The organism is Macrococcus equi (genome assembly GCF_047426745.1).
Classification (GTDB): domain Bacteria; phylum Bacillota; class Bacilli; order Staphylococcales; family Staphylococcaceae; genus Macrococcoides; species Macrococcoides equi.
In genome coordinates, this window is record NZ_CP179732.1 from 1,656,366 (window position 1) to 1,675,170 (window position 18,805).

At 34.8% G+C, this 18,805-nt stretch carries 20 protein-coding genes, 1 riboswitch and 1 other annotated feature; of the genes, 19 read left to right on the plus strand and 1 reads right to left on the minus strand.

Translation table 11 applies throughout. The annotated features are described in order from the left end of the window. Positions 1-258: 258 nt before the first annotated feature. A complete protein-coding gene (locus ACMGE6_RS08710) occupies positions 259-972 on the minus strand; it encodes an SGNH/GDSL hydrolase family protein (protein ID WP_414053470.1) in 714 nt (237 codons plus the stop codon). Positions 973-1,092: 120 nt separating this feature from the next. On the opposite strand from ACMGE6_RS08710, the gene nrdR reads away from it, so the two are divergent. The 19 genes from nrdR (at position 1,093) to ACMGE6_RS08805 (ending at position 18,744) form a co-directional block, all read left to right on the plus strand. Then, positions 1,093-1,557, plus strand: coding sequence for a transcriptional regulator NrdR (gene nrdR / locus ACMGE6_RS08715; RefSeq protein WP_414053471.1), 465 nt, complete (start codon positions 1,093-1,095; stop codon positions 1,555-1,557). 8 nt (positions 1,558-1,565) lie between these two features. Next, the gene (locus tag ACMGE6_RS08720; protein ID WP_414053472.1) at positions 1,566-2,936 is read left to right on the plus strand and encodes a replication initiation and membrane attachment family protein; all 1,371 of its coding nucleotides are present in this window, start codon (positions 1,566-1,568) and stop codon (positions 2,934-2,936) included. Further along, complete coding sequence (gene dnaI, locus ACMGE6_RS08725; protein WP_414053473.1) at positions 2,933-3,853, plus strand: primosomal protein DnaI; 921 nt, start codon at positions 2,933-2,935, stop codon at positions 3,851-3,853. Before ACMGE6_RS08720 ends, dnaI begins: the two co-directional genes overlap by 4 nt. Positions 3,854-4,168: 315 nt before the next feature. After that, positions 4,169-6,097 carry a threonine--tRNA ligase gene (thrS, locus tag ACMGE6_RS08730; protein ID WP_414046120.1) on the plus strand — a complete coding sequence of 643 codons (1,929 nt, stop codon included), beginning with the start codon at positions 4,169-4,171 and terminating at the stop codon, positions 6,095-6,097. A 141-nt stretch (positions 6,098-6,238) separates the two neighbouring features. Beyond that, positions 6,239-6,409: riboswitch (Lysine riboswitch) on the plus strand. A 70-nt stretch (positions 6,410-6,479) separates the two neighbouring features. Further along, positions 6,480-7,973, plus strand: coding sequence for an amino acid permease (locus ACMGE6_RS08735; RefSeq protein ID WP_414053474.1), 1,494 nt, complete (start codon positions 6,480-6,482; stop codon positions 7,971-7,973). Between the two features lie 37 nt (positions 7,974-8,010). Next, positions 8,011-8,134 (plus strand) — a sequence feature (ribosomal protein L20 leader region). Positions 8,135-8,152: 18 nt separating this feature from the next. Beyond that, positions 8,153-8,689, plus strand: a complete 537-nt coding sequence (gene infC, locus ACMGE6_RS08740) for a translation initiation factor IF-3 (RefSeq protein WP_099579968.1) — start codon at positions 8,153-8,155, stop codon at positions 8,687-8,689. Positions 8,690-8,701: 12 nt separating this feature from the next. After that, positions 8,702-8,902, plus strand: a complete 201-nt coding sequence (gene rpmI, locus ACMGE6_RS08745; protein ID WP_012657249.1) for a 50S ribosomal protein L35 — start codon at positions 8,702-8,704, stop codon at positions 8,900-8,902. A 28-nt stretch (positions 8,903-8,930) separates the two neighbouring features. Then, complete coding sequence (gene rplT, locus ACMGE6_RS08750) at positions 8,931-9,290, plus strand: 50S ribosomal protein L20 (protein WP_111715401.1); 360 nt, start codon at positions 8,931-8,933, stop codon at positions 9,288-9,290. A 185-nt stretch (positions 9,291-9,475) separates the two neighbouring features. Continuing rightward, positions 9,476-10,207 carry a CbiX/SirB N-terminal domain-containing protein gene (locus tag ACMGE6_RS08755; RefSeq protein WP_414053475.1) on the plus strand — a complete coding sequence of 244 codons (732 nt, stop codon included), beginning with the start codon at positions 9,476-9,478 and terminating at the stop codon, positions 10,205-10,207. Beyond that, complete coding sequence (locus ACMGE6_RS08760; protein WP_414053476.1) at positions 10,188-10,613, plus strand: precorrin-2 dehydrogenase/sirohydrochlorin ferrochelatase family protein; 426 nt, start codon at positions 10,188-10,190, stop codon at positions 10,611-10,613. The genes ACMGE6_RS08755 and ACMGE6_RS08760 overlap by 20 nt, the downstream gene beginning before the upstream one ends. Before the next feature lie 29 nt (positions 10,614-10,642). Beyond that, on the plus strand, positions 10,643-13,045 hold the full coding sequence (nirB, locus tag ACMGE6_RS08765) for a nitrite reductase large subunit NirB (RefSeq protein WP_414046125.1): 2,403 nt from the start codon (positions 10,643-10,645) through the stop codon (positions 13,043-13,045). A gap of 2 nt (positions 13,046-13,047) precedes the next feature. Then, positions 13,048-13,362, plus strand: coding sequence for a nitrite reductase (NAD(P)H) small subunit (locus tag ACMGE6_RS08770; RefSeq protein WP_414053477.1), 315 nt, complete (start codon positions 13,048-13,050; stop codon positions 13,360-13,362). Further along, positions 13,350-14,372 (plus strand): uroporphyrinogen-III C-methyltransferase, encoded by a 1,023-nt coding sequence (cobA, locus tag ACMGE6_RS08775; protein WP_414053478.1) that lies wholly within the window; start codon positions 13,350-13,352, stop codon positions 14,370-14,372. Before ACMGE6_RS08770 ends, cobA begins: the two co-directional genes overlap by 13 nt. Before the next feature lie 163 nt (positions 14,373-14,535). Then, complete coding sequence (locus ACMGE6_RS08780) at positions 14,536-15,174, plus strand: MOSC domain-containing protein (protein ID WP_414053479.1); 639 nt, start codon at positions 14,536-14,538, stop codon at positions 15,172-15,174. A 22-nt stretch (positions 15,175-15,196) separates the two neighbouring features. Continuing rightward, complete coding sequence (locus tag ACMGE6_RS08785) at positions 15,197-16,264, plus strand: M42 family metallopeptidase (RefSeq protein WP_414053480.1); 1,068 nt, start codon at positions 15,197-15,199, stop codon at positions 16,262-16,264. Positions 16,265-16,324: 60 nt separating this feature from the next. Continuing rightward, positions 16,325-16,525, plus strand: a complete 201-nt coding sequence (locus tag ACMGE6_RS08790) for a hypothetical protein (RefSeq protein ID WP_414046130.1) — start codon at positions 16,325-16,327, stop codon at positions 16,523-16,525. A 452-nt stretch (positions 16,526-16,977) separates the two neighbouring features. Next, positions 16,978-17,532 (plus strand): nucleotidyltransferase domain-containing protein, encoded by a 555-nt coding sequence (locus ACMGE6_RS08795; protein ID WP_414053481.1) that lies wholly within the window; start codon positions 16,978-16,980, stop codon positions 17,530-17,532. Between the two features lie 107 nt (positions 17,533-17,639). Then, positions 17,640-17,978: a PadR family transcriptional regulator gene (locus ACMGE6_RS08800; RefSeq protein ID WP_414053482.1), complete on the plus strand. Its 339-nt coding sequence runs from the start codon at positions 17,640-17,642 to the stop codon at positions 17,976-17,978. Then, entirely contained in the window at positions 17,968-18,744 is a 777-nt protein-coding gene (locus tag ACMGE6_RS08805) for a hypothetical protein (RefSeq protein ID WP_414053483.1), read from the plus strand. Before ACMGE6_RS08800 ends, ACMGE6_RS08805 begins: the two co-directional genes overlap by 11 nt. Positions 18,745-18,805 lie beyond the last annotated feature (61 nt).

Sequence of the window (18,805 nt, forward strand, 5' to 3'; positions counted from 1 at the left end):
ATTCTTTTGAAAAATGGCGAGTTAGTTCGCAAAAGAGTTGTATATGCGAACTAAGTAGAGCGATTATCGAAATCTGATCAAAAATCTTTTAGAAAATGGTGAGTTAGTTCGCAAAAAAGTTATATATACGAACTAAGTAGAGCGATTATCGAAATCTGATCAAAAATCTTTTAGAAAATGGTGAGTTAGTTCGCATACCCATTATATATACGAACTAAGACCTACCATACACTTTAAAAAACAGCAACTAGCTAATATCTAGTTGCTGTTTCTTCGTGTTAAAGGATAGATTCCTGAAAATATTGTCTCCGCTACTTCAGCCATAATGTCATATCCTAGTACATGTGGGTGCAGGCCGTCATCTGTTAGTTCGCCGCGTAAATAGTCCACCCCGTCAACGTTTTCAGTCATTTTTGAATAATAGTCGATAAAAAGAGCTTCATATTTACTACACAGTTGCTTTATTTCCTGATTAATCATCTGAACGAGTTTTGAGCGAGTTAAAAATCCATCTAACTTTGGACGGTTCGTTGATGTAAGTGTAGAAACTGCAATATTGATATGATTATCTTTAGCCATTTTTATCATTGCTTCAATATCTTCAAGAATTCTTGATTTTATTTGACGCTGTGTTTCTTCGCTCTGATTACCATCTAGCTCTTTCGTATTGTTGATACCTATTGATAATACTATCCAGTCAGGTCTTAGCTGTATGCTATCTGCTGTAAATCGGTCACGTACCCATTGTGTCCTGTCATTGCCGATTCCTCTATTGATGATTCTTTTGTTATTACCAAGTTTGAAATAACTTTCTAGATCCCAGTAGTCGGTAATGGAATCTCCTATAAAAACAATGCCAACTGAATCATTGTGATATAGTATTACTTCATTTCTTCTGTTAAAGCTCTCTCTTAATTTATTAACCGGATGGCCTTCTTCTAATTTTGGTAATGAAATATAGTTGGGTCTCATTTGCTTCTCCTTTTTAATGATTTGTTTATCTATACCCACATCGGTGTAATCTTATGGATTTTTAAATAATTATTAATATTGTATAATTAAATAATAACTAATTACAGGGGAGTGATTGTCTTGAAATGCCCAAAGTGTGGTTTTAATCAATCAAAGGTTATAGATTCACGTCACGCTGATGATTTGACTGCTATTAGAAGGCGTAGAGAATGCGAATCATGCGGCACGCGTTTTACAACTTTTGAACGTGTGGAACTTCAGCCTTTAATTGTCGTAAAAAAAGACGGGACAAGACAAACATTCAATCGAGATAAAGTATTACATGGTTTAGTGCGTGCTTGTGAAAAACGTCCGGTAGCTTATGAGTCACTAGAAAAAATTACATCACAAGTTGAAAATACGCTGAGAGAAAAAGGTAAAACTGAAATATCTTCAGTCGATATCGGTGAAATGGTGATGGATCATCTCATGTCACTTGACCAGGTTTCTTATGTGCGTTTTGCTTCAGTGTATAAAGAGTTTAAAGATGTTGATCAGTTACTGCGTACCATGAGCGGTTTACTGAGCGACAAAGATAAGAAGTAGGTGTTCATATGCAACATTATTTTACTGAACTAAATGGTACTGACCAGTTTACAGTGACCACTAATTACATCAGTACACATCTTACAGATGATGTACTTAAAACATTATATACACCGCTAATTGGCGTTGAGTGTATAGGTGTGTATCAGTTTTTAAGTCAGTTTTTAAACGATTACAATCAAGTGAGTAACCATTATACGCATTATATTATTCTGAGTGAAATGAAGATGAATCTATCTCACTTTGAAGTTCTCAGAAAACGTCTTGAAGCAATTGGATTATTAAAGACCTATATGCGTATTGATGATGAGAATCAGAAGTTTATCTATAAACTTATCAGTCCGGTTATGCCTGCTCAGTTTTTTAATGACCCGATGCTTTCAGTTTTTCTATACCAGCAAGTAGGTAAACATAGATATCAAATGTTAAAGAGTAGATATTTTACTAATAATATCGATTATGATGGTTATCAGGATATTTCGAGTAAGTATATGGATGTCTTTGGTACTCCTAAATCACCTGAACCTATTGTATTTGAATATAATAGTGAACTTATTAAACAGAGTGATCCTTATGGTATTCCTGTTCATCAGCAAACTTTTGACTTTGATATGCTTGAGACACTACTTGCACAAAATTTGGTGACAAGTGAACAGTTGCCTAAAAAAACACGAGACCTTATCTCACAGCTTGCGGCACTCTATGATATTGCACCTACTGAAATGCGTCAGATTATTTTAAAATCATTAACAAGTAATCAAACAGTTTCTCACGAGGAACTTCGAAAAAATGCCAGAGATTTCTACAAAATTGAACATGACGGTGCGTTACCTACTTTACAGGTGCAAAAGCCTAGTCAGAAAGATGAAGGGGATAGTAAAGAAGCTAGCACACTACTCAATTGGTTTGAAATGCTTGATACGACAAGTCCGATTGATATGCTGACTTCATTTAGTAAATCTGAACCGACTTTAAAACAAAAACGAATGATAGAGTCTATTCTGGAACGTGAGCAATTACCTTACGGGGTGCTGAATATTTTAATACAATATGTGTTATTTACAAAAGATATGAAGCTACCTCAAAGTTATATTGAAGAGATTGCTTCTAACTGGAAGAAACAAAATCTGCAGACGAGTCAGGAAGCTTATCATTATGTGAAATCTATGGGTAAAAAACAAGCTCAGCGAAAAGAGAATCAGAGTAGAACGAAACAATATATACCGCCTTCTAAAGAACTAACACCGAAATGGTTAACTGAGGAACAGGAAAAGCCGAAAAATGAAGGCGAGAAACTATCAACCGAAGTAGATCTAGAGGAAGAACGAAAACGTCTGCAGCAGGAATTAAATCGATTATGGGAGGAGGATAATGAATGAAGCCGATGGGATCAATATTAAATGCGAATAATGAAATTTTTAAACGAATTGAAAAGATTAAACAGGAAACTGTGCGTGACCCGCAAATCAAGTATTTTATCGATCAAAACAATGTTACAGAAAAAATGATTGATAATGATTTATCGGTATTACAGGAATTTAAAGATTCCTCTAAAATGTGTGAAGACTGTGTATCATACGGAAAGTGTAAAAATTTTGTTCCTGGCCACACACCGGAATTATATATTGACAATAATCATATAAAAATTAGACATCTTCCATGTCCATCTAAACTTGCATTTGATGCTGAACAAAAGATGAAACAGTTTATTACCGCAATTCACATGCCTAAAGATGTATTAAATGCTAAGTTAACTGATATTTATCTGGACGATAAGTCACGTATCGACATCGTTAGACAGGCAGGTACAATCTGTCGTAACATTGCTAAAGGTGTAGAGACGAAGGGAATGTATATTCATGGACCTTTTGGAACAGGGAAATCGTTTATTCTTGGAGCAATCGCAAGTGAGTTAAAAGAGCGTAGTATTTATACAACGTTACTTTATTTTCCTGAATTTATACGTGAACTAAAAAATGGTTTTAATGACGGTACTTATGCAGAACGACTCAATAAAGTTAAGAACACGCCTGTATTAATGCTTGATGATATTGGTGCTGAAGATTTAACACCATGGGTACGTGATGAAGTACTTGGTCCGATATTAAATTATCGTATGATGAACCATCTACCGACATTTTTTAGTTCAAACTTCGACTTTAAAGAATTAAGTCATCATCTCTCAATTACTAAACAAGGGGCTGAACTGACGAAAGCACGACGCATTATGGAGCGTATTGAATCGTTAAGTGATGAGTATTTGTTAGACGGAAAAAATTATCGTCGTCAAAAATAAGTTTGAAAATTACAATAATATGTGTATAATATGAATTAACAAACAACAAAATTAAATTCGAATATATAAAGCGGTAAGGACATGATGAAATGTTATTAATTTTTAGAGAGCTGATGGCGCTGCAAATCAGTAATTAAGACATTGCATTACTCCCTTACATTGATGGCAATTAATCCTTGTCCGGCTCAAGACCGTTATCTTATGTAGAGTTGCTGAGTATTCAGTAATTAGGGTGGTACCGCGAATAGACTTCGTCCCTTTTTGGGATGGGGTCTTTTTTGTTGTTTAAAAATATAAAAAAGTGAGGCGTCTATAATGAGTGAGATTAATGTGAAATTCCCGGATGGTAATGTAAAAAGTTTTGAGGCTGGCGTAACAACTGAAGACATCGCCGCATCAATTAGTCCAGGTTTAAGAAAAAAAGCGCTTGCAGGCAAATTTAATGGTCAAATGGTAGATTTATCTACAGCATTAGAGGTAGATGGGGATATTGAAATCATTACGCCTGAATCACCAGAAGGTATTGAAGTTTTACGTCACTCTACAGCACATTTAATGGCTCAGGCATTAAAGCGTATGTACGGCAAAGTACATTTTGGAGTAGGTCCTGTTATCGAGGAAGGGTTCTATTATGATGTAGATACTGATCACAAGATTTCAAGTGAAGACTTACCGGAAATCGAAAAAACAATGCGCCAAATCGTTGGTGAAAATATTAAGATTGAACGTCGTGTGGTGAGTAGAGAAGAAGCAAAAAAAGTATTTGCTGATGATCCGTATAAACAAGAGTTGATCGATGCGATACCTGAAAACGAAAACGTTACTTTATACAGCCAGGGAGAATTTACTGACCTTTGTCGCGGTGTACACGTTCCGTCTACAGCTAAGATTAAAGAATTTAAATTGTTATCTACTGCCGGTGCATACTGGAGAGGTGATGCGAATAACAAAATGTTACAACGTATCTACGGTACAGCATTCTTTGATAAAAAAGCATTAAAAGCACATCTTGAAGTGCTTGAAGAGCGTAAAGAACGTGACCACCGAAAAATAGGTAAAGAATTAGAATTATTTACGACGAGTCAACTTGTGGGTGCGGGTCTGCCGCTTTGGTTACCGAATGGTGCTACTATTCGACGAGAATTAGAACGTTATATCGTTGATAAAGAGGTAGCACTTGGTTATGATCACGTTTATACTCCAGTCATGGGATCAGTTGATTTATATAAAACATCTGGTCACTGGGATCACTATCAGGAAGATATGTTCCCGGTTATGGAAATGGACAATGAACAGATGGTTCTTCGCCCAATGAACTGTCCGCATCACATGATGGTCTATAAAAATAAACCACACTCATATCGTGAACTTCCAATCCGTATTGCAGAACTTGGTACAATGCATAGATATGAAGCAAGTGGTGCCGTAAGTGGTCTACAGCGTGTACGTGGAATGACTTTAAATGATGCACATATTTTTGTTCGTCCAGATCAGATTAAAGATGAATTCATTCGCGTTGTGCAGTTAGTGATTGATGTTTATAAAGACTTCAAATTTAAAGATTATAAATTCCGTTTAAGTTACAGAGATCCTGAAGATACAGAGAAATATTTCCAGGATGATGAAATGTGGGAACGTGCTCAGTCAATGCTTAAAGAAGCAGTTGACGAAATGGGCTTAGAATATGAAGAAGCACCGGGTGAAGCGGCATTCTACGGTCCTAAACTTGATGTTCAAGTGAAAACAGCATTAGGTAAAGAAGAAACATTATCAACAGTTCAATTGGACTTCTTATTACCTGAACGCTTCGATTTAGAATATATCGGTACGGATGGTGAGAAACATCGTCCTGTTGTTATTCACCGTGGTGTTATTTCAACGATGGAACGTTTCGTTGCATTCTTAACAGAAGAATATAAAGGTGCATATCCAACTTGGCTTGCGCCTAATCAGTTAGAAATTATTCCGGTTTCAAATGAAGTGCATTATGATTACGCAAGAAAACTTTATGATGAATTAAAATCTCAAGGCATTCGTTGTCACATCGATGACCGTAATGAGAAAATGGGCTATAAAATACGCGAGGCACAAATGAATAAAGTACCTTATCAGGTTGTAGTTGGAGATAAAGAAGTTGAAAATAATGAAGTGAACTTACGTCAATACGGTTCTAAAGAGTCTAAAACTTTAGAGCGTGATGAATTTATCTGGAATCTTGTAGATGAAGTTCGCCTGAAAAAATAAATTTATCATATAATTGGGTTATTCTCCTGAAAATAGGGAATATGAAATTTGTGTATGAAACGGTTTAAGATTTTAAAGTATTAAAAAGTTATTGAACATTTTTAAAATATCATGTATATTAATAGATAACTTAATATTCCTCGTTGAGGTAGAGGTCGCACTGTTTATGAGTAGATGATGGATATGTCATACACGTAAGCGAAATTTTTCGAAAGGAAACAGTGCCGAAGGAATAATGTGTATGAACATTAATTCCTGGGCTAACATTTAATAGGTGTTAGACTGTCACGTATGTGATGCGCTACTAATTTTGATGTTTAATATTCAAATGAGTACGCGTATCATACGCGTACTCATTTTTTATGTGAAGGGAAGTTTATTTATGAATGATGAAAACAATCAGGTGCAAAGGTTACTAAAGCAACGTCATATTTCGATGATTGCGATTGGTGGATGTATCGGTACCGGTTTATTTATGACATCAGGAGGAGCCATAAAAGATGCTGGTCCTGGGGGAGCTTTACTTGCTTTCACGATAATCGGTATTATGGTCTTTTTCTTAATGACAAGTTTAGGTGAGATGGCAACTTATCTACCTATCTCAGGTTCATTTTCTACTTATGCAACGCGATTTGTAGATCCGTCACTAGGTTTTGCATTAGGTTGGAATTACTGGTTTAACTGGGTAATAACCGTTGCAGCCGATGTGAGTATTGCAGCGAGTGTCATTAAATACTGGGAACCGATGAATTTCTTACCAGGATGGGCATGGAGTCTAGTATTCTTAGCGATTATCTTATTTTTAAATACTTTATCAGTTCGTGTTTACGGAGAAAGTGAATACTGGTTTGCCATAATTAAAGTAGTCACTGTCATCTTATTCTTAGCAATCGGTATTCTTACCATCTTCGGTATATTAGGTGGAAAATATCTTGGATTTAATAACTTTACAACTGGTGATGCACCATTTGTCGGTCATGGTTTAACAGGTTCTTTCTTAACGATTCTAGGTGTATTCTTAGTCGCAGGATTTAGTTTCCAGGGAACAGAACTTGTAGGTATTACGGCTGGTGAGTCAGAGGAACCTGAAAAAACGATTCCTAAAGCTATTAAGCAAGTTTTCTGGAGAATTTTAATTTTCTACATTCTTTCTATTTTAGTCATCGGCTTAATTATTCCTTATACAAACCCGAACCTTATGGGTGGAGAAAGTGTTGCGAAATCTCCATTTACGTTAGTATTTGAAAATGCAGGACTTGCATTTGCTGCTTCATTTATGAATGCAGTTATCTTAACATCAATTCTTTCTGCCGGAAACAGTGGTATGTATGCTTCAACAAGAATGCTTTATGCAATGGGGAAAGATGGTCTGGCATCTCGTAAATTCTCAGAAACGAATTCAAAAGGTGTACCAATTCCAAGTTTACTTGCAACATTCGTTGTCGTTTTAATCATCTTCATGGTTGAACGTGTTGCTAGCGGTGCATATGAATACATAGTAGCTGCAAGTGGATTAACTGGATTTATTGCATGGCTAGGCATTGCTATCAGTCATTATAGATTCCGTAGAGCGTTTTACGCACAAAACAAAGATACATCAGCGTTAAAATATAAAGCAATGTGGTTCCCGTTTGGCCCAATATTTGCATTTATCCTATGTTTGTTTGTTATTCTCGGACAGGATACAGATTTAATTTTAGGTGGAAAGTTTGATTTAAATGGATTCCTGATTACTTACATGGGTATTCCGATTTTCTTAGCGTTTTTCTTCTATCATAAATTGAAGTATAAAACACGTAAGATTCCTTTAAAAGAAGTAAATTTATCACAAAATCACGACATGAGTGAATTTGAAAAAATAGATGTTGACTTATAAAATATAGCCTGTTATACTTAAGTCTGTTGAATACGAAACGGACAAGTAGAAGCATCCCGCTTCTCGCCCTGAAGACGCCAAGAGCAGTTACAGGGTTAAATAACATGGTTAGACATGTCATTTTTAGCGGGTGCATTATGCATTCGCTTTTTTGTTTGTCTTCGTAAATCAAATAGGAGGTGTCAACCATAGCTAAAGATCAAACTCAAATCAATGACAAAATTCGTGCGAGAGAACTTCGTTTAATCGGACATGATGGCGAACAACTTGGTGTTAAAACAAAATTTGAAGCAATTGAAATTGCTGAACGTGTAAACCTTGATGTCGTGTTAGTTGCTCCAAATGCGAAACCACCAGTAGCCAAAATTATGGATTACGGTAAATTCAAGTTTGAACAACAAAAGAAAGAAAAAGAAGCACGTAAGAATCAAAAAGTTGTTGTTGTTAAAGAAATTCGATTAAGTCCAACGATTGAGGATCATGATTTCAATACGAAACTTAAAAATGCGCGTAAGTTCTTAGAAAAGCAGGATAAAGTTAAAGTATCTATCAGATTCCGTGGTCGTGCGATCACGCATAAAGAATTTGGTCAACGTGTGTTAGAGAAATTTGCAGAAGAATGTAAAGATCTTGCGACAGTTGAACAAAAGCCAAAGATGGATGGACGCTCAATGTTTTTAATGTTAGCGCCTATCGTCGACAAAAAACAAAACTAGGAGGAACAAAACATGCCTAAAATGAAAACTCACCGTGGTGGAGCTAAACGTGTTAAAAGAACTGGTTCAGGGAAATTAAAACGTTCAAGAGCTTACACTTCTCACTTATTCGCGAACAAATCAACTAAACAAAAACGTGGACTTCGTAAAGCGTCATTAGTATCTAAAGGCGATCAAAAACGAGTAGCACAAATGTTAACTTACGTAAAATAAAAATTAGAAACACTAAGGAGGAATTATAATGCCACGAGTTAAAGGTGGAACAGTTACACGCGCCCGTCGTAAACGTACAATCAAATTAGCTAAAGGTTACTTTGGTTCAAAACATACATTATATAAAGTAGCAAAACAACAAGTAATGAAATCAGGTCAATACGCATACCGTGACCGTCGTCAAAAGAAACGTGACTTCCGTAAATTATGGATCGCACGTATCAATGCGGCAGCTCGTATGAACGACATCAGCTATAGCCGTTTAATGAACGGATTAAAAGTTGCTGGAATTGATATCAACCGTAAAATGTTATCAGAAATCGCTATCACTGACGAAAAAGCATTTGCTGAAATCGTAGCGCAAGCGAAAGCTGCTTTAAACAAATAATATAGATTTTTAAACACTCTAAGTGAAATGACTTAGAGTGTTTTTTTATTTTTAAATAAAATAATGAATAGATATTTCTTGCAATTAATTTTATATAGGGATATCCCTATATATACATGAATGTGAACATAATCACATTTAAATGAGATATACTATAAATGTAATGTGAATGAGGGGGGATGTTTGTGCAAGGTATTATTTATATTGCACATGGGTCGAAAATGCCGGATAAGAATCAACTGTTTAGAAAATTTGTTGATCAAATCATACAATCAAGACCAGAAACTGTGCAGCGATTAGCTTTTTTAGAAAAAGATGATGAAAATGTTCCGATTGTTACACGACATATGATAGATAAAGGTGTTACAAATTTTATAGTGATGCCGATGTTGCTATTTCCGGCGATGCACGCTGTAGAAGATATTCCTGCACAGTTGGATGAGGTATTGTGTGACTATCCACATATCACCTATAACATAGCAGATTGTTTCGGTGATGAACCAGCTGTTTATAAAGTCTGTGAGCAAATCATTTCGTCATTTAATGATGAAACGATATTGATCACTGCACACGGTAATAAAAGATTTACAGAGCCCGGTGAAAGACTTACAGCAATGGTAAATCTCATGAAGAATAATACTGGTCAGAACTTAATACCAGCAATGTTATATGGAAATTTAAGCTTTGAAGAAAAACTGAAACAAATAGACAAAAATAAAAAAATTGTTATTATGCCTTATTTCTTATTTGACGGCCATTTAGTTCGTAAAATTAAACGGCTAAGTCAGCCGTTTATTGAAGCGGGTTATGATATTACATTTACTGAAACACTGGATTTAGATTTTAGCATGGCACAAGGCGTACTTAACAAACTCCGTGAATTAGAGGAGGATATGTATGTATCCCGTAATGCTTAATCTTGAAAGAAAGAATGTACTGATCGTAGGTGGCGGTAGAATTGCTAAGCGTAAAATAAGTGGTCTACAAGGCGAAGGTGCATCTATCACAGTGATTGCTCCACATATTGATCCTGAAATTGAAAAGATGGATGTTCACTGTATCCCTTATCCATTTACTAAACAAGACATCAGTCAATATGATATGGTGTTTATCGCCACAAACAATAAAAGTGTTAATCAAGAAGTAATGAGTTGTATACAATCTCATCAACTCGTCAATGATTGTTCTGAAAAAGCTAATTCAAACTTTTACAATGTAGCATCTTTTAGACATGACGGTATGCGTGTGATGATTTCAAGTGACGGAGCAAGTCCTGAAAAAAGTAAGCATCTGAAACAACAATTAATAGATTTATTAAAATAAAATGCTGATATAGCTAAGGAGATAATAATATGAAACAAAGATTAGTAATGGTTGGTAATGGTATGGCTGGTATTCGTACTATTGAAGAAATTATAGAGCGTGATCCAGATCTATTTGAAATTACAGTGATTGGTGAAGAGCCTTATCCTAACTATAATCGTATTATGCTATCAAATATTTTACAAAAGAAAATGACGGTTGATGAAACAATCTTAAATTCTTATGAATGGTATAAAGAGCAAGGTATCACTTTAATCAATGATGATAAGGTTGAAAAGATTAATCGTGATAATAAATCTGTAACAACTAAAAATGGAGTGACGGTTGAATATGATAAATTAATCATAGCAACAGGTTCAACTGCATTTATGTTACCGATTGATGGTGTAAAACTTGAAGGTGTGATCGGCTGGAGAACCATTAAAGATACTGAATATATTATCGAACAAGCACGTCATTTTAAAAAGGCAGTAGTAATCGGTGGAGGATTACTTGGTTTAGAATGTGCTCGCGGATTGCTTGATCAAGGAATGGATGTCACAGTGGTACATCTTGGTGAATGGTTAATGGAAATGCAGTTAGACCGCAAAGCAGGAGAAATGTTAAAGGCCGATTTAGAGAAACAAGGTATGAAGTTCAAATTACAAGGCAATACTCAGGAGATTATTGGTAAAGACCGAGTTGAAGCAGTTCGTTTAAGCGATGGTTCAGTGATTGAAACCGATTTAGTCGTAATGGCAGTAGGTATTCGTCCTGTAACGAAACAAGCGCGCGCAGCTGAACTTGAAATTGGTCGTGGTATCGTTGTAAACGATTTTATGCAGACGAATGATCCTGATATCTATGCTGTCGGTGAATGTGCAGAACACAATTCTAAAGTTTACGGATTAGTGGCGCCACTTTACGAACAAGGTAAAGTATTGGCAGATCATATTACAGGTCGCGAAACAGAAGGCTATCACGGCTCTACAACATTTACATCACTTAAAGTATCAGGGTGTGATTTATTTAGTGCTGGTAAGATCTACGAAGGTGAAAATACTCGTGGCATCGAAGTATTTAACGGCTTAGATAATATTTATAAGAAAGTTTTTGTAGAACAAGGTAAAGTTGTTGGTGCTGTATTATACGGTGATACTGAAGAAGGTAACCGCTTCTATAATATGATGAAAAAGCAGGAACCGATTGAAGAATTTACATTGGTATCATTACTTCATAAAGCAGGAGAAGTCGATGCGATTAGTGTGGAAACAATGGCAGATGATGAAACAATTTGTGGATGTAACGGTATCTCTAAAGGACAAATTGTACAGGCAGTCCGTGAAAAAGGCCTAACAACAGTTGCTGAAGTTACAGCACATACTAAAGCGGGTGGTTCTTGTGGTAAGTGTAAAGGACAAATCGCTGACTTATTAGTCCATACTTTAGGAGATAAATTTGAAGCGGGTGGACCAACAGGTATTTGTGGTTGTACAGATTTATCACGTGATCAAATCGTTACGCAAATTCGTGCGAAAGGTTTAAAAACTTCTAAAGAAGTACGTCACGTATTAGGCTTTAAAAACCTTGGTGGCTGTCCAAAATGTCGTCCGGCAATAAACTACTATTTAAATATGTGCTGGCCACATGAACATGAAGATGAAAAAGATTCACGTTATGCAAATGAACGTTTCCATGCAAATATTCAAAATGATGGTACATTCTCAGTAATCCCACAAATGCAAGGTGGGGTAACAAATCCTGATCAATTAATTAAATTAGGAGAAGTTGCGAAGAAATATGATGTACCTTTAGTGAAAATTACAGGTGCACAACGTATTGGATTATATGGTATTAAGAAAGAAGAATTGCCTCAAGTATGGGAAGATTTGGGTATGCGCTCAGCATCTGCTTACGGTAAAAAGTTACGTTCAGTAAAATCTTGTGTGGGTAAAGAATTCTGTCGATTCGGAACACAATATACAACTAAGTTAGCGATTCGTTTAGAATCTACATTTGAATACATCGATACACCACATAAGTTTAAAATTGGGGTATCAGGCTGTCCGCGTAGCTGTGTAGAATCAGGCGTTAAAGACTTTGGTGTAATCGGTGTTGAAAATGGCTTCCAGATTTTTGTCGGTGGTAATGGTGGTACCGAAGTTAAAGCTGCTACTTTACTTACTACAGTTCCAACAGAAGAGGATGTCGTACAATTATGTGGTGCAATGATGCAGTATTACCGTGAAACTGGGGTATACGGTGAACGTACAGCGCCATGGATGGAACGTTTAGGATTTGATAAAGTGAAAGACGTATTATTGGATGAAGCGCGTCAAAAAGAATTATTTGATCGCTTAATGGATGCAAATAAAGCACGTCAGGAAGAGCCGTGGAAAGCAATTGCAACAGATGCAGAAAAACGAAAAATGTATGAAGTGGAGCGCGTATAATCATGGAAAAAATTAAACTATTCAATGTATCAGAATTAGAACCTCAAATAGGAAAAAAAGTATTTTTCAAAGATCAGGAAATTGGTGTATTTCTTCTTGAATCAGGTGAAATTAAAGCAATCGCTAATCGTTGCCCACACAAAAATGGTCCTTTATCAGAAGGTACAGTAAGTGAACATTACGTTTTCTGTCCACTGCATGACAGAAAAATTGATTTGAATGATGGGCAAGTTCAGGCGCCAGATGAAGCAGATGGTTGCGTATCGACATACAAAGTAGAAGTAGATAACGGTGAGTTATTTATATGGATGGATTAGGCAAGGTTATTTTTGCAGGAGCAGGACCAGGTGACCCTGGTCTTGTTGCTTATAAAGCAATAAGAAATATCAAAACTGCAGATGTTATCATATATGATCGATTAGTTAATCCGATTTTGCTTCAATTGTCGAAACCGCAATGTGAACTTATCTATGTAGGAAAAAATCCTGATGTAAAATACAAAGCACAAGACGAAATCAATCGCATAATTAATGAAAAAGCGGCACTTGGTTTAACAGTAGTACGACTAAAAGGTGGCGATCCAGGAATATTTGGTCGACTGTCTGAAGAAGTAGATAGTTTAAATAACAAGTATCCATACGAGGTAATTCCAGGCATTACGAGCGCATCTGCAGCAGCCCTTTATTCAGATTTTCCGCTCACAGATCGAGCACACGAACCACACGTTACTTTTTCTACAGGACATCTCCAAAAAGAAAGTGTGCGTGAAATTGACTTTCAGGCGCTTGCAAAAGGTGGTACTTTAGCACTATATATGGGAATGAAAGCATTGCCTGAAATCATTTCTGTCCTATCAAAAGATATGGATGCCCATTTGAAAGTTGCAGTGGTAGGTAATGCGAGTTATGGTTATCAAAAGACAGTCATTGGTGACCTTTCAACCATTAATGACCTAGTTAGTGCACACAAAGTAACCCATCCAGCAATGATAATCATTGGTGACGTTGTCAACGTACGAAAAGGATTATCCTGGTATGAAAAACTTCCTGAATTTGGTGTTAGAAAACTCATTGTTTCAAAAGATGAGATTGATAAAGAAAAGATTCTTGAAATGTATGATCAAGGTGGCTTTTATTATATAATCGATCAGTTAGATGATGAAACGATTCAAAATAAGTATAAATCCATCCACGAAGAAATCTTAGCGATACATGGATTCGATGAAATAATAACAGATTCTCTCCTATCGATTGAAAAGCTGGAGAAAAGATTCAATATTAAAATCAATCCAGCAAAAATAAAGACTGATTTTAGCCTGAACGATTAGTTCAGGCTTGTTTGTATTGACCACAATTTACTTGACAGGTATATTGAAGTCAAGATTTCAGCAAATTTATAGATAAGTGTCACTTGTATATGGGTCTTTTAATAATTTACTTATATTCTATAAATATATAAACTTAAGTTAAAGCAACGGATGGGGTGACGACATGCAATATGAAGTGAGAAGAATTTGTACAGGAAAAATTGTAAAAAAAGTTTATAACGGCAAAGAGAAACGCACAGCTTACTATAAATATCCAATAGAAGTACCCACACTATTAACCATTACGGGTTTTGTTGGAGATCATCAAGTATATAAAGCACATGGTGGGGTAAATAAAGCTGTTTGCTTATATGACTATAATGATTATAAACTTTGGCAGGATTATATGAATACTCAGACTGAGTATAGTTTAATGGGTGAGAATATTACGACAGTCGGTCTGGATAAGGAAACAATTTGTATAGGAGATACATTTAAACTTGGTGAAGCGGTCATTCAAGTGACAGAAGGAAGAGGACCGTGTAATACCATTGCACAGGTTCACGGTGTGCCAAATATCGTGAAAATGATGAGTGCAAGTCGTGCTACAGGTTGTTATTTTAGAGTACTAGTTGAAGGTATTGTGGCACCCAATAGTCAACTTAGTTTAATTAAAAAAGACGAAACAGGCTTTACGCTTAATGAATTCAATGAACTAATGTATGGCGATAAAAAGAATCAGGAATTAATAAAGAAAGCACTGGAAGTAGAAGCATTACCAGAAGATTATAAAGAAAAATTTAAGAAAAGACTCGTGAAATAATTAAATTCAAAGGGGAAGTATTATGGATAATCAATTAGAATTGCTTAAAAAAATGACAGATTGTAATGCGCCATCAGGATTTGAATTACCGATGACAAAACTTATGCAGCAATTATTTGATGAACTAAACATTGAAAGTATTCGAGATAATACAGGAAGTATCTTTGGAATGAGGAAAGCAGAAAGCGAACATAGTGTATTATTACTTGGACATTTAGATGAAATTGGTTTTATGGTAACAGATATTACTGACAAGGGATTTATTAAGTTTACGAATTTAGGATACTGGTCTCCCATAGTGATGACAAGTCAGAAAGTTACGATACATACTAAAGAGCGTGATATTCGTGGAGTAATTGGTGGAAAGCCACCACATGTACTCAATGCGGAAGAGCGTAATAAAGTAAGTCTTGAACATATGTTTATTGATATTGGCACAGCATCAAAAGAAGAGACGATAAATGCTGGTATTAAAATTGGCGACTGTATCACGCCATACAGTGAATTTGAAGTGATGGAAAATCCAAACTACTTATTAGCGAAAGCATTTGATAATCGATTTGGTTGTGCGTTGGCATATGAAGTATTAAGAGATGTAAAGCAACCGAAAATCAATCTATATTCAGGTGCAGTGACTCAGGAAGAAACGATGTCTCGTGGTGCTAAAACGGCAGCGAACAAAGTTAGACCAAGCCTTGCTATAGCGATGGACGTTTGTTTTGATGCATTAACGCCAGGTATGGAAAAAGAGGGAAATGCGTTGATGGGTAGCGGACCGGTGATTATTCTCTCTGATGCCTGGAATATTGGGCATGTTAGCTTTAGACATTACATTCAAGACGTAGCTGAAAGAGAAGGGATTAACATACAATTTGATCATTTAACAGGAGGATATACCGATGCAGGGCATGTTGCACAAAGCAATGAAGGGGTGCCTGCCGTTACAATCGCTGTTCCGACACGTTATATCCATAGTAATGTGTCGATGATGCATAGAGGAGATTATCAGGAAGCGGTAAAACTTATGACGGCTGTCGTTGAAGGATTGAATGATGAAGTAGTCGAAAAGATAATTAATCAGACTTACTAATATTGAGTTGAAATGGGTGATTGTGGTAATATAAAGGTGGATGAGACAAGGAGGTTACTGATGAATAAAAATATTAAACAATTGATTTTTATATGTGCCTTATTGTTGGTTATGACATGTCTATTGATTGCCACGAAGAACTATTTTAACAGACAGGAGATTAATACTTTAGTTGACGGTGCAGAAGCACGAGGGCTTGATTATGAATTAACGATTACAAATAAATTAACAAATGATTATATATTTGAAGTGAAGAAATAGGGTTGCCCACAGAAATGTGGGTATTTTTTTGGAGGTAAAAATTGAAAAAGATTAGAGGTAAAAAACGAATATTTCAAGAAATAAATAATTTTAATGTTGATGAGTATTAAATTTCTAGTTTAGGTTATTGTAATATATACATTCCTCAATTTACATATGTAGATGATGAATATAAAAATGAAAAACTATTATATTCAGTCTATAAATCATTTATCGAGTATTCAAAAAAACGATTGAATAATTATTGCGTATCAATGTATATAAATAGAACGAAACCAATGAATTCTCAGCTTATTATACAAGTAGATGATTATTGGGATAATTATGCAATTGATAATGATTTTACTAAATGTAATATCATAAAAAATTTAGAGAAAAATTTAAACATACATTTTGAAAAAATCAGAGAAGATGATGAATTAATTTGGATAGCTAGAATATAGAGGTGATCTATGAGAAGTGATTTTGATAATTGGATGAAATTTAGAGTTTCTGATTTAAAACTGCTGTTGAAAGATGCTCCTTTTGAATGGTATTTAGCAGGTGGTTATGCATTAGATGAATTTATGAAAAAAAGGACTCGGGAACATGATGATATAGATATTTTATTAGATATCAAATATATCAAAGAAGTGTTAGGATTTTTCAAACAATATCAGATTTTTATAGCAAGAGATGGTAATTTATTAGAAAATAAAAATAATATTTTATCGTCAGATTCATTATGGATATCAAAAGATAAATTTTCTCCATTTTTTCTTGAAATAATGTTATTCGAGTCTAAAGACGGAGACTGGATTTATAAAAGAAATAGAGATATACGTCGACCTATTGATTCTTTTTATTTTATTTCAAATGAAATTAAAGTGATAGAACCTGAAATTCAATTACTATACAAGATGAATAGCAACAATGTTCGTAACAAAGATTTACTAGATTATGAAAATGTTTATTCAAAATTAAGTGAGGAACAAAGAATTTGGCTTGATAAAATACTAAATAATTAGAAAAATTTTAATAAGTCAACTATCTTATATTATAAGATAGTTGACTTTTTTTATTTTATAAACTATCTTATATTATAAGATAGCTATCTTGAGCAAGGAGGTTTCAAATGTCAGTTCATAATCAAATGATGAAAGGATTATTAGATGGAGCAATTCTAGGTTTAATTTCTCAAGGAGAGACATATGGTTATGAAATTTTAGAGAAATTAAAAGAAAATGAATTTCCTGAAATTAGTGATGGGAGCATTTATCCTGTTTTACTTCGCCTTGATAAAAAAGGCTATGTTAGCACACGCATGATTAAGTCAGATTCTGGTGGTCCAAAAAGGAAATACTATTCGATAACAGATGAAGGAATGAAAGAACTTGTATTATTTAAAGAAAAATGGAGTTTGCTGAATACAGGTATTAATAATTTAATGAGGAGTGTTGATGATGTTAAGTAATGAAGCAGAACATTTTCTATTACAATTGCGATTAGAATTGGCATCAAGAGGAAAGAAAGATGAAGATATTGTTGCTATAGAAGAAGAACTCCGTGATCATTTATATGAAGCTGAATTAAGAGGCGAAAGTGTTGAAAGTGTAACAGGGGGATCGGTGAAAGAATATATTAAGTCGATATCTAGTGAGCTGCCTTTTGATAAGAGTATGTTTAGTTTTATATTTCTGATGATAGTCTCAGCGATCTGTTTCTTCACCGTACCAAATTTAATTCAAGGTGATTTTGATATGACTGTAAATAGAGTTATTTATTATAGTCTATTAATGTTTGTACTAGCACCACTTGAATTATGGGTGATGAAAACGTTGCTGGTGAAATATGGCGATCAAAAGAAATCATACGTAATGGCAATAGGTGTCTCTTTATCATTATTAGTATTTTGTATTTTAGGAGAATTCTTATTAAGAAAAACAGAAAGTCCAAGTTTAGTTACAATGGATGATAAATATAGTTTTTATATAGGAATAACGATTGCAATATTGTTTATACTTATTTGTGCAATAATTAAACATTGGTTCTTTATTGGTGTTATGATTTACATTGTTTTACCAGATCTACTGGCAAAACTTTTTACGAGTGGTAATCCAAAAAGTGAAGACTATGTTACGGTGTCTGGCATTACTTTTACAATATTAAATATTATTTTTGGTACATTGCTATTTATGTATTATAGAAGAGAAGAAAAGAAAGATAAGGTGAAAAGATGATTTATATTATTGGTGAAATTATAGAGTTTATTTCATATTTAATTCTTGCGATTGTAAACGG

What these genes read in the sequence shown, in the direction of transcription:
- ACMGE6_RS08710 (WP_414053470.1), bottom strand. Translation starts at nt 972, where the DNA reads ATGAGACCCAACTATATTTCATTACCAAAATTAGAAGAAGGCCATCCG.
- ACMGE6_RS08720 (WP_414053472.1), top strand. Translation starts at nt 1,566, where the DNA reads ATGCAACATTATTTTACTGAACTAAATGGTACTGACCAGTTTACAGTG.
- dnaI (WP_414053473.1), top strand. Translation starts at nt 2,933, where the DNA reads ATGAAGCCGATGGGATCAATATTAAATGCGAATAATGAAATTTTTAAA.
- thrS (WP_414046120.1), top strand. Translation starts at nt 4,169, where the DNA reads ATGAGTGAGATTAATGTGAAATTCCCGGATGGTAATGTAAAAAGTTTT.
- ACMGE6_RS08735 (WP_414053474.1), top strand. Translation starts at nt 6,480, where the DNA reads ATGAATGATGAAAACAATCAGGTGCAAAGGTTACTAAAGCAACGTCAT.
- rpmI (WP_012657249.1), top strand. Translation starts at nt 8,702, where the DNA reads ATGCCTAAAATGAAAACTCACCGTGGTGGAGCTAAACGTGTTAAAAGA.
- rplT (WP_111715401.1), top strand. Translation starts at nt 8,931, where the DNA reads ATGCCACGAGTTAAAGGTGGAACAGTTACACGCGCCCGTCGTAAACGT.
- ACMGE6_RS08760 (WP_414053476.1), top strand. Translation starts at nt 10,188, where the DNA reads ATGTATCCCGTAATGCTTAATCTTGAAAGAAAGAATGTACTGATCGTA.
- nirB (WP_414046125.1), top strand. Translation starts at nt 10,643, where the DNA reads ATGAAACAAAGATTAGTAATGGTTGGTAATGGTATGGCTGGTATTCGT.
- ACMGE6_RS08770 (WP_414053477.1), top strand. Translation starts at nt 13,048, where the DNA reads ATGGAAAAAATTAAACTATTCAATGTATCAGAATTAGAACCTCAAATA.
- cobA (WP_414053478.1), top strand. Translation starts at nt 13,350, where the DNA reads ATGGATGGATTAGGCAAGGTTATTTTTGCAGGAGCAGGACCAGGTGAC.
- ACMGE6_RS08780 (WP_414053479.1), top strand. Translation starts at nt 14,536, where the DNA reads ATGCAATATGAAGTGAGAAGAATTTGTACAGGAAAAATTGTAAAAAAA.
- ACMGE6_RS08785 (WP_414053480.1), top strand. Translation starts at nt 15,197, where the DNA reads ATGGATAATCAATTAGAATTGCTTAAAAAAATGACAGATTGTAATGCG.
- ACMGE6_RS08790 (WP_414046130.1), top strand. Translation starts at nt 16,325, where the DNA reads ATGAATAAAAATATTAAACAATTGATTTTTATATGTGCCTTATTGTTG.
- ACMGE6_RS08795 (WP_414053481.1), top strand. Translation starts at nt 16,978, where the DNA reads ATGAGAAGTGATTTTGATAATTGGATGAAATTTAGAGTTTCTGATTTA.
- ACMGE6_RS08800 (WP_414053482.1), top strand. Translation starts at nt 17,640, where the DNA reads ATGTCAGTTCATAATCAAATGATGAAAGGATTATTAGATGGAGCAATT.
- ACMGE6_RS08805 (WP_414053483.1), top strand. Translation starts at nt 17,968, where the DNA reads ATGTTAAGTAATGAAGCAGAACATTTTCTATTACAATTGCGATTAGAA.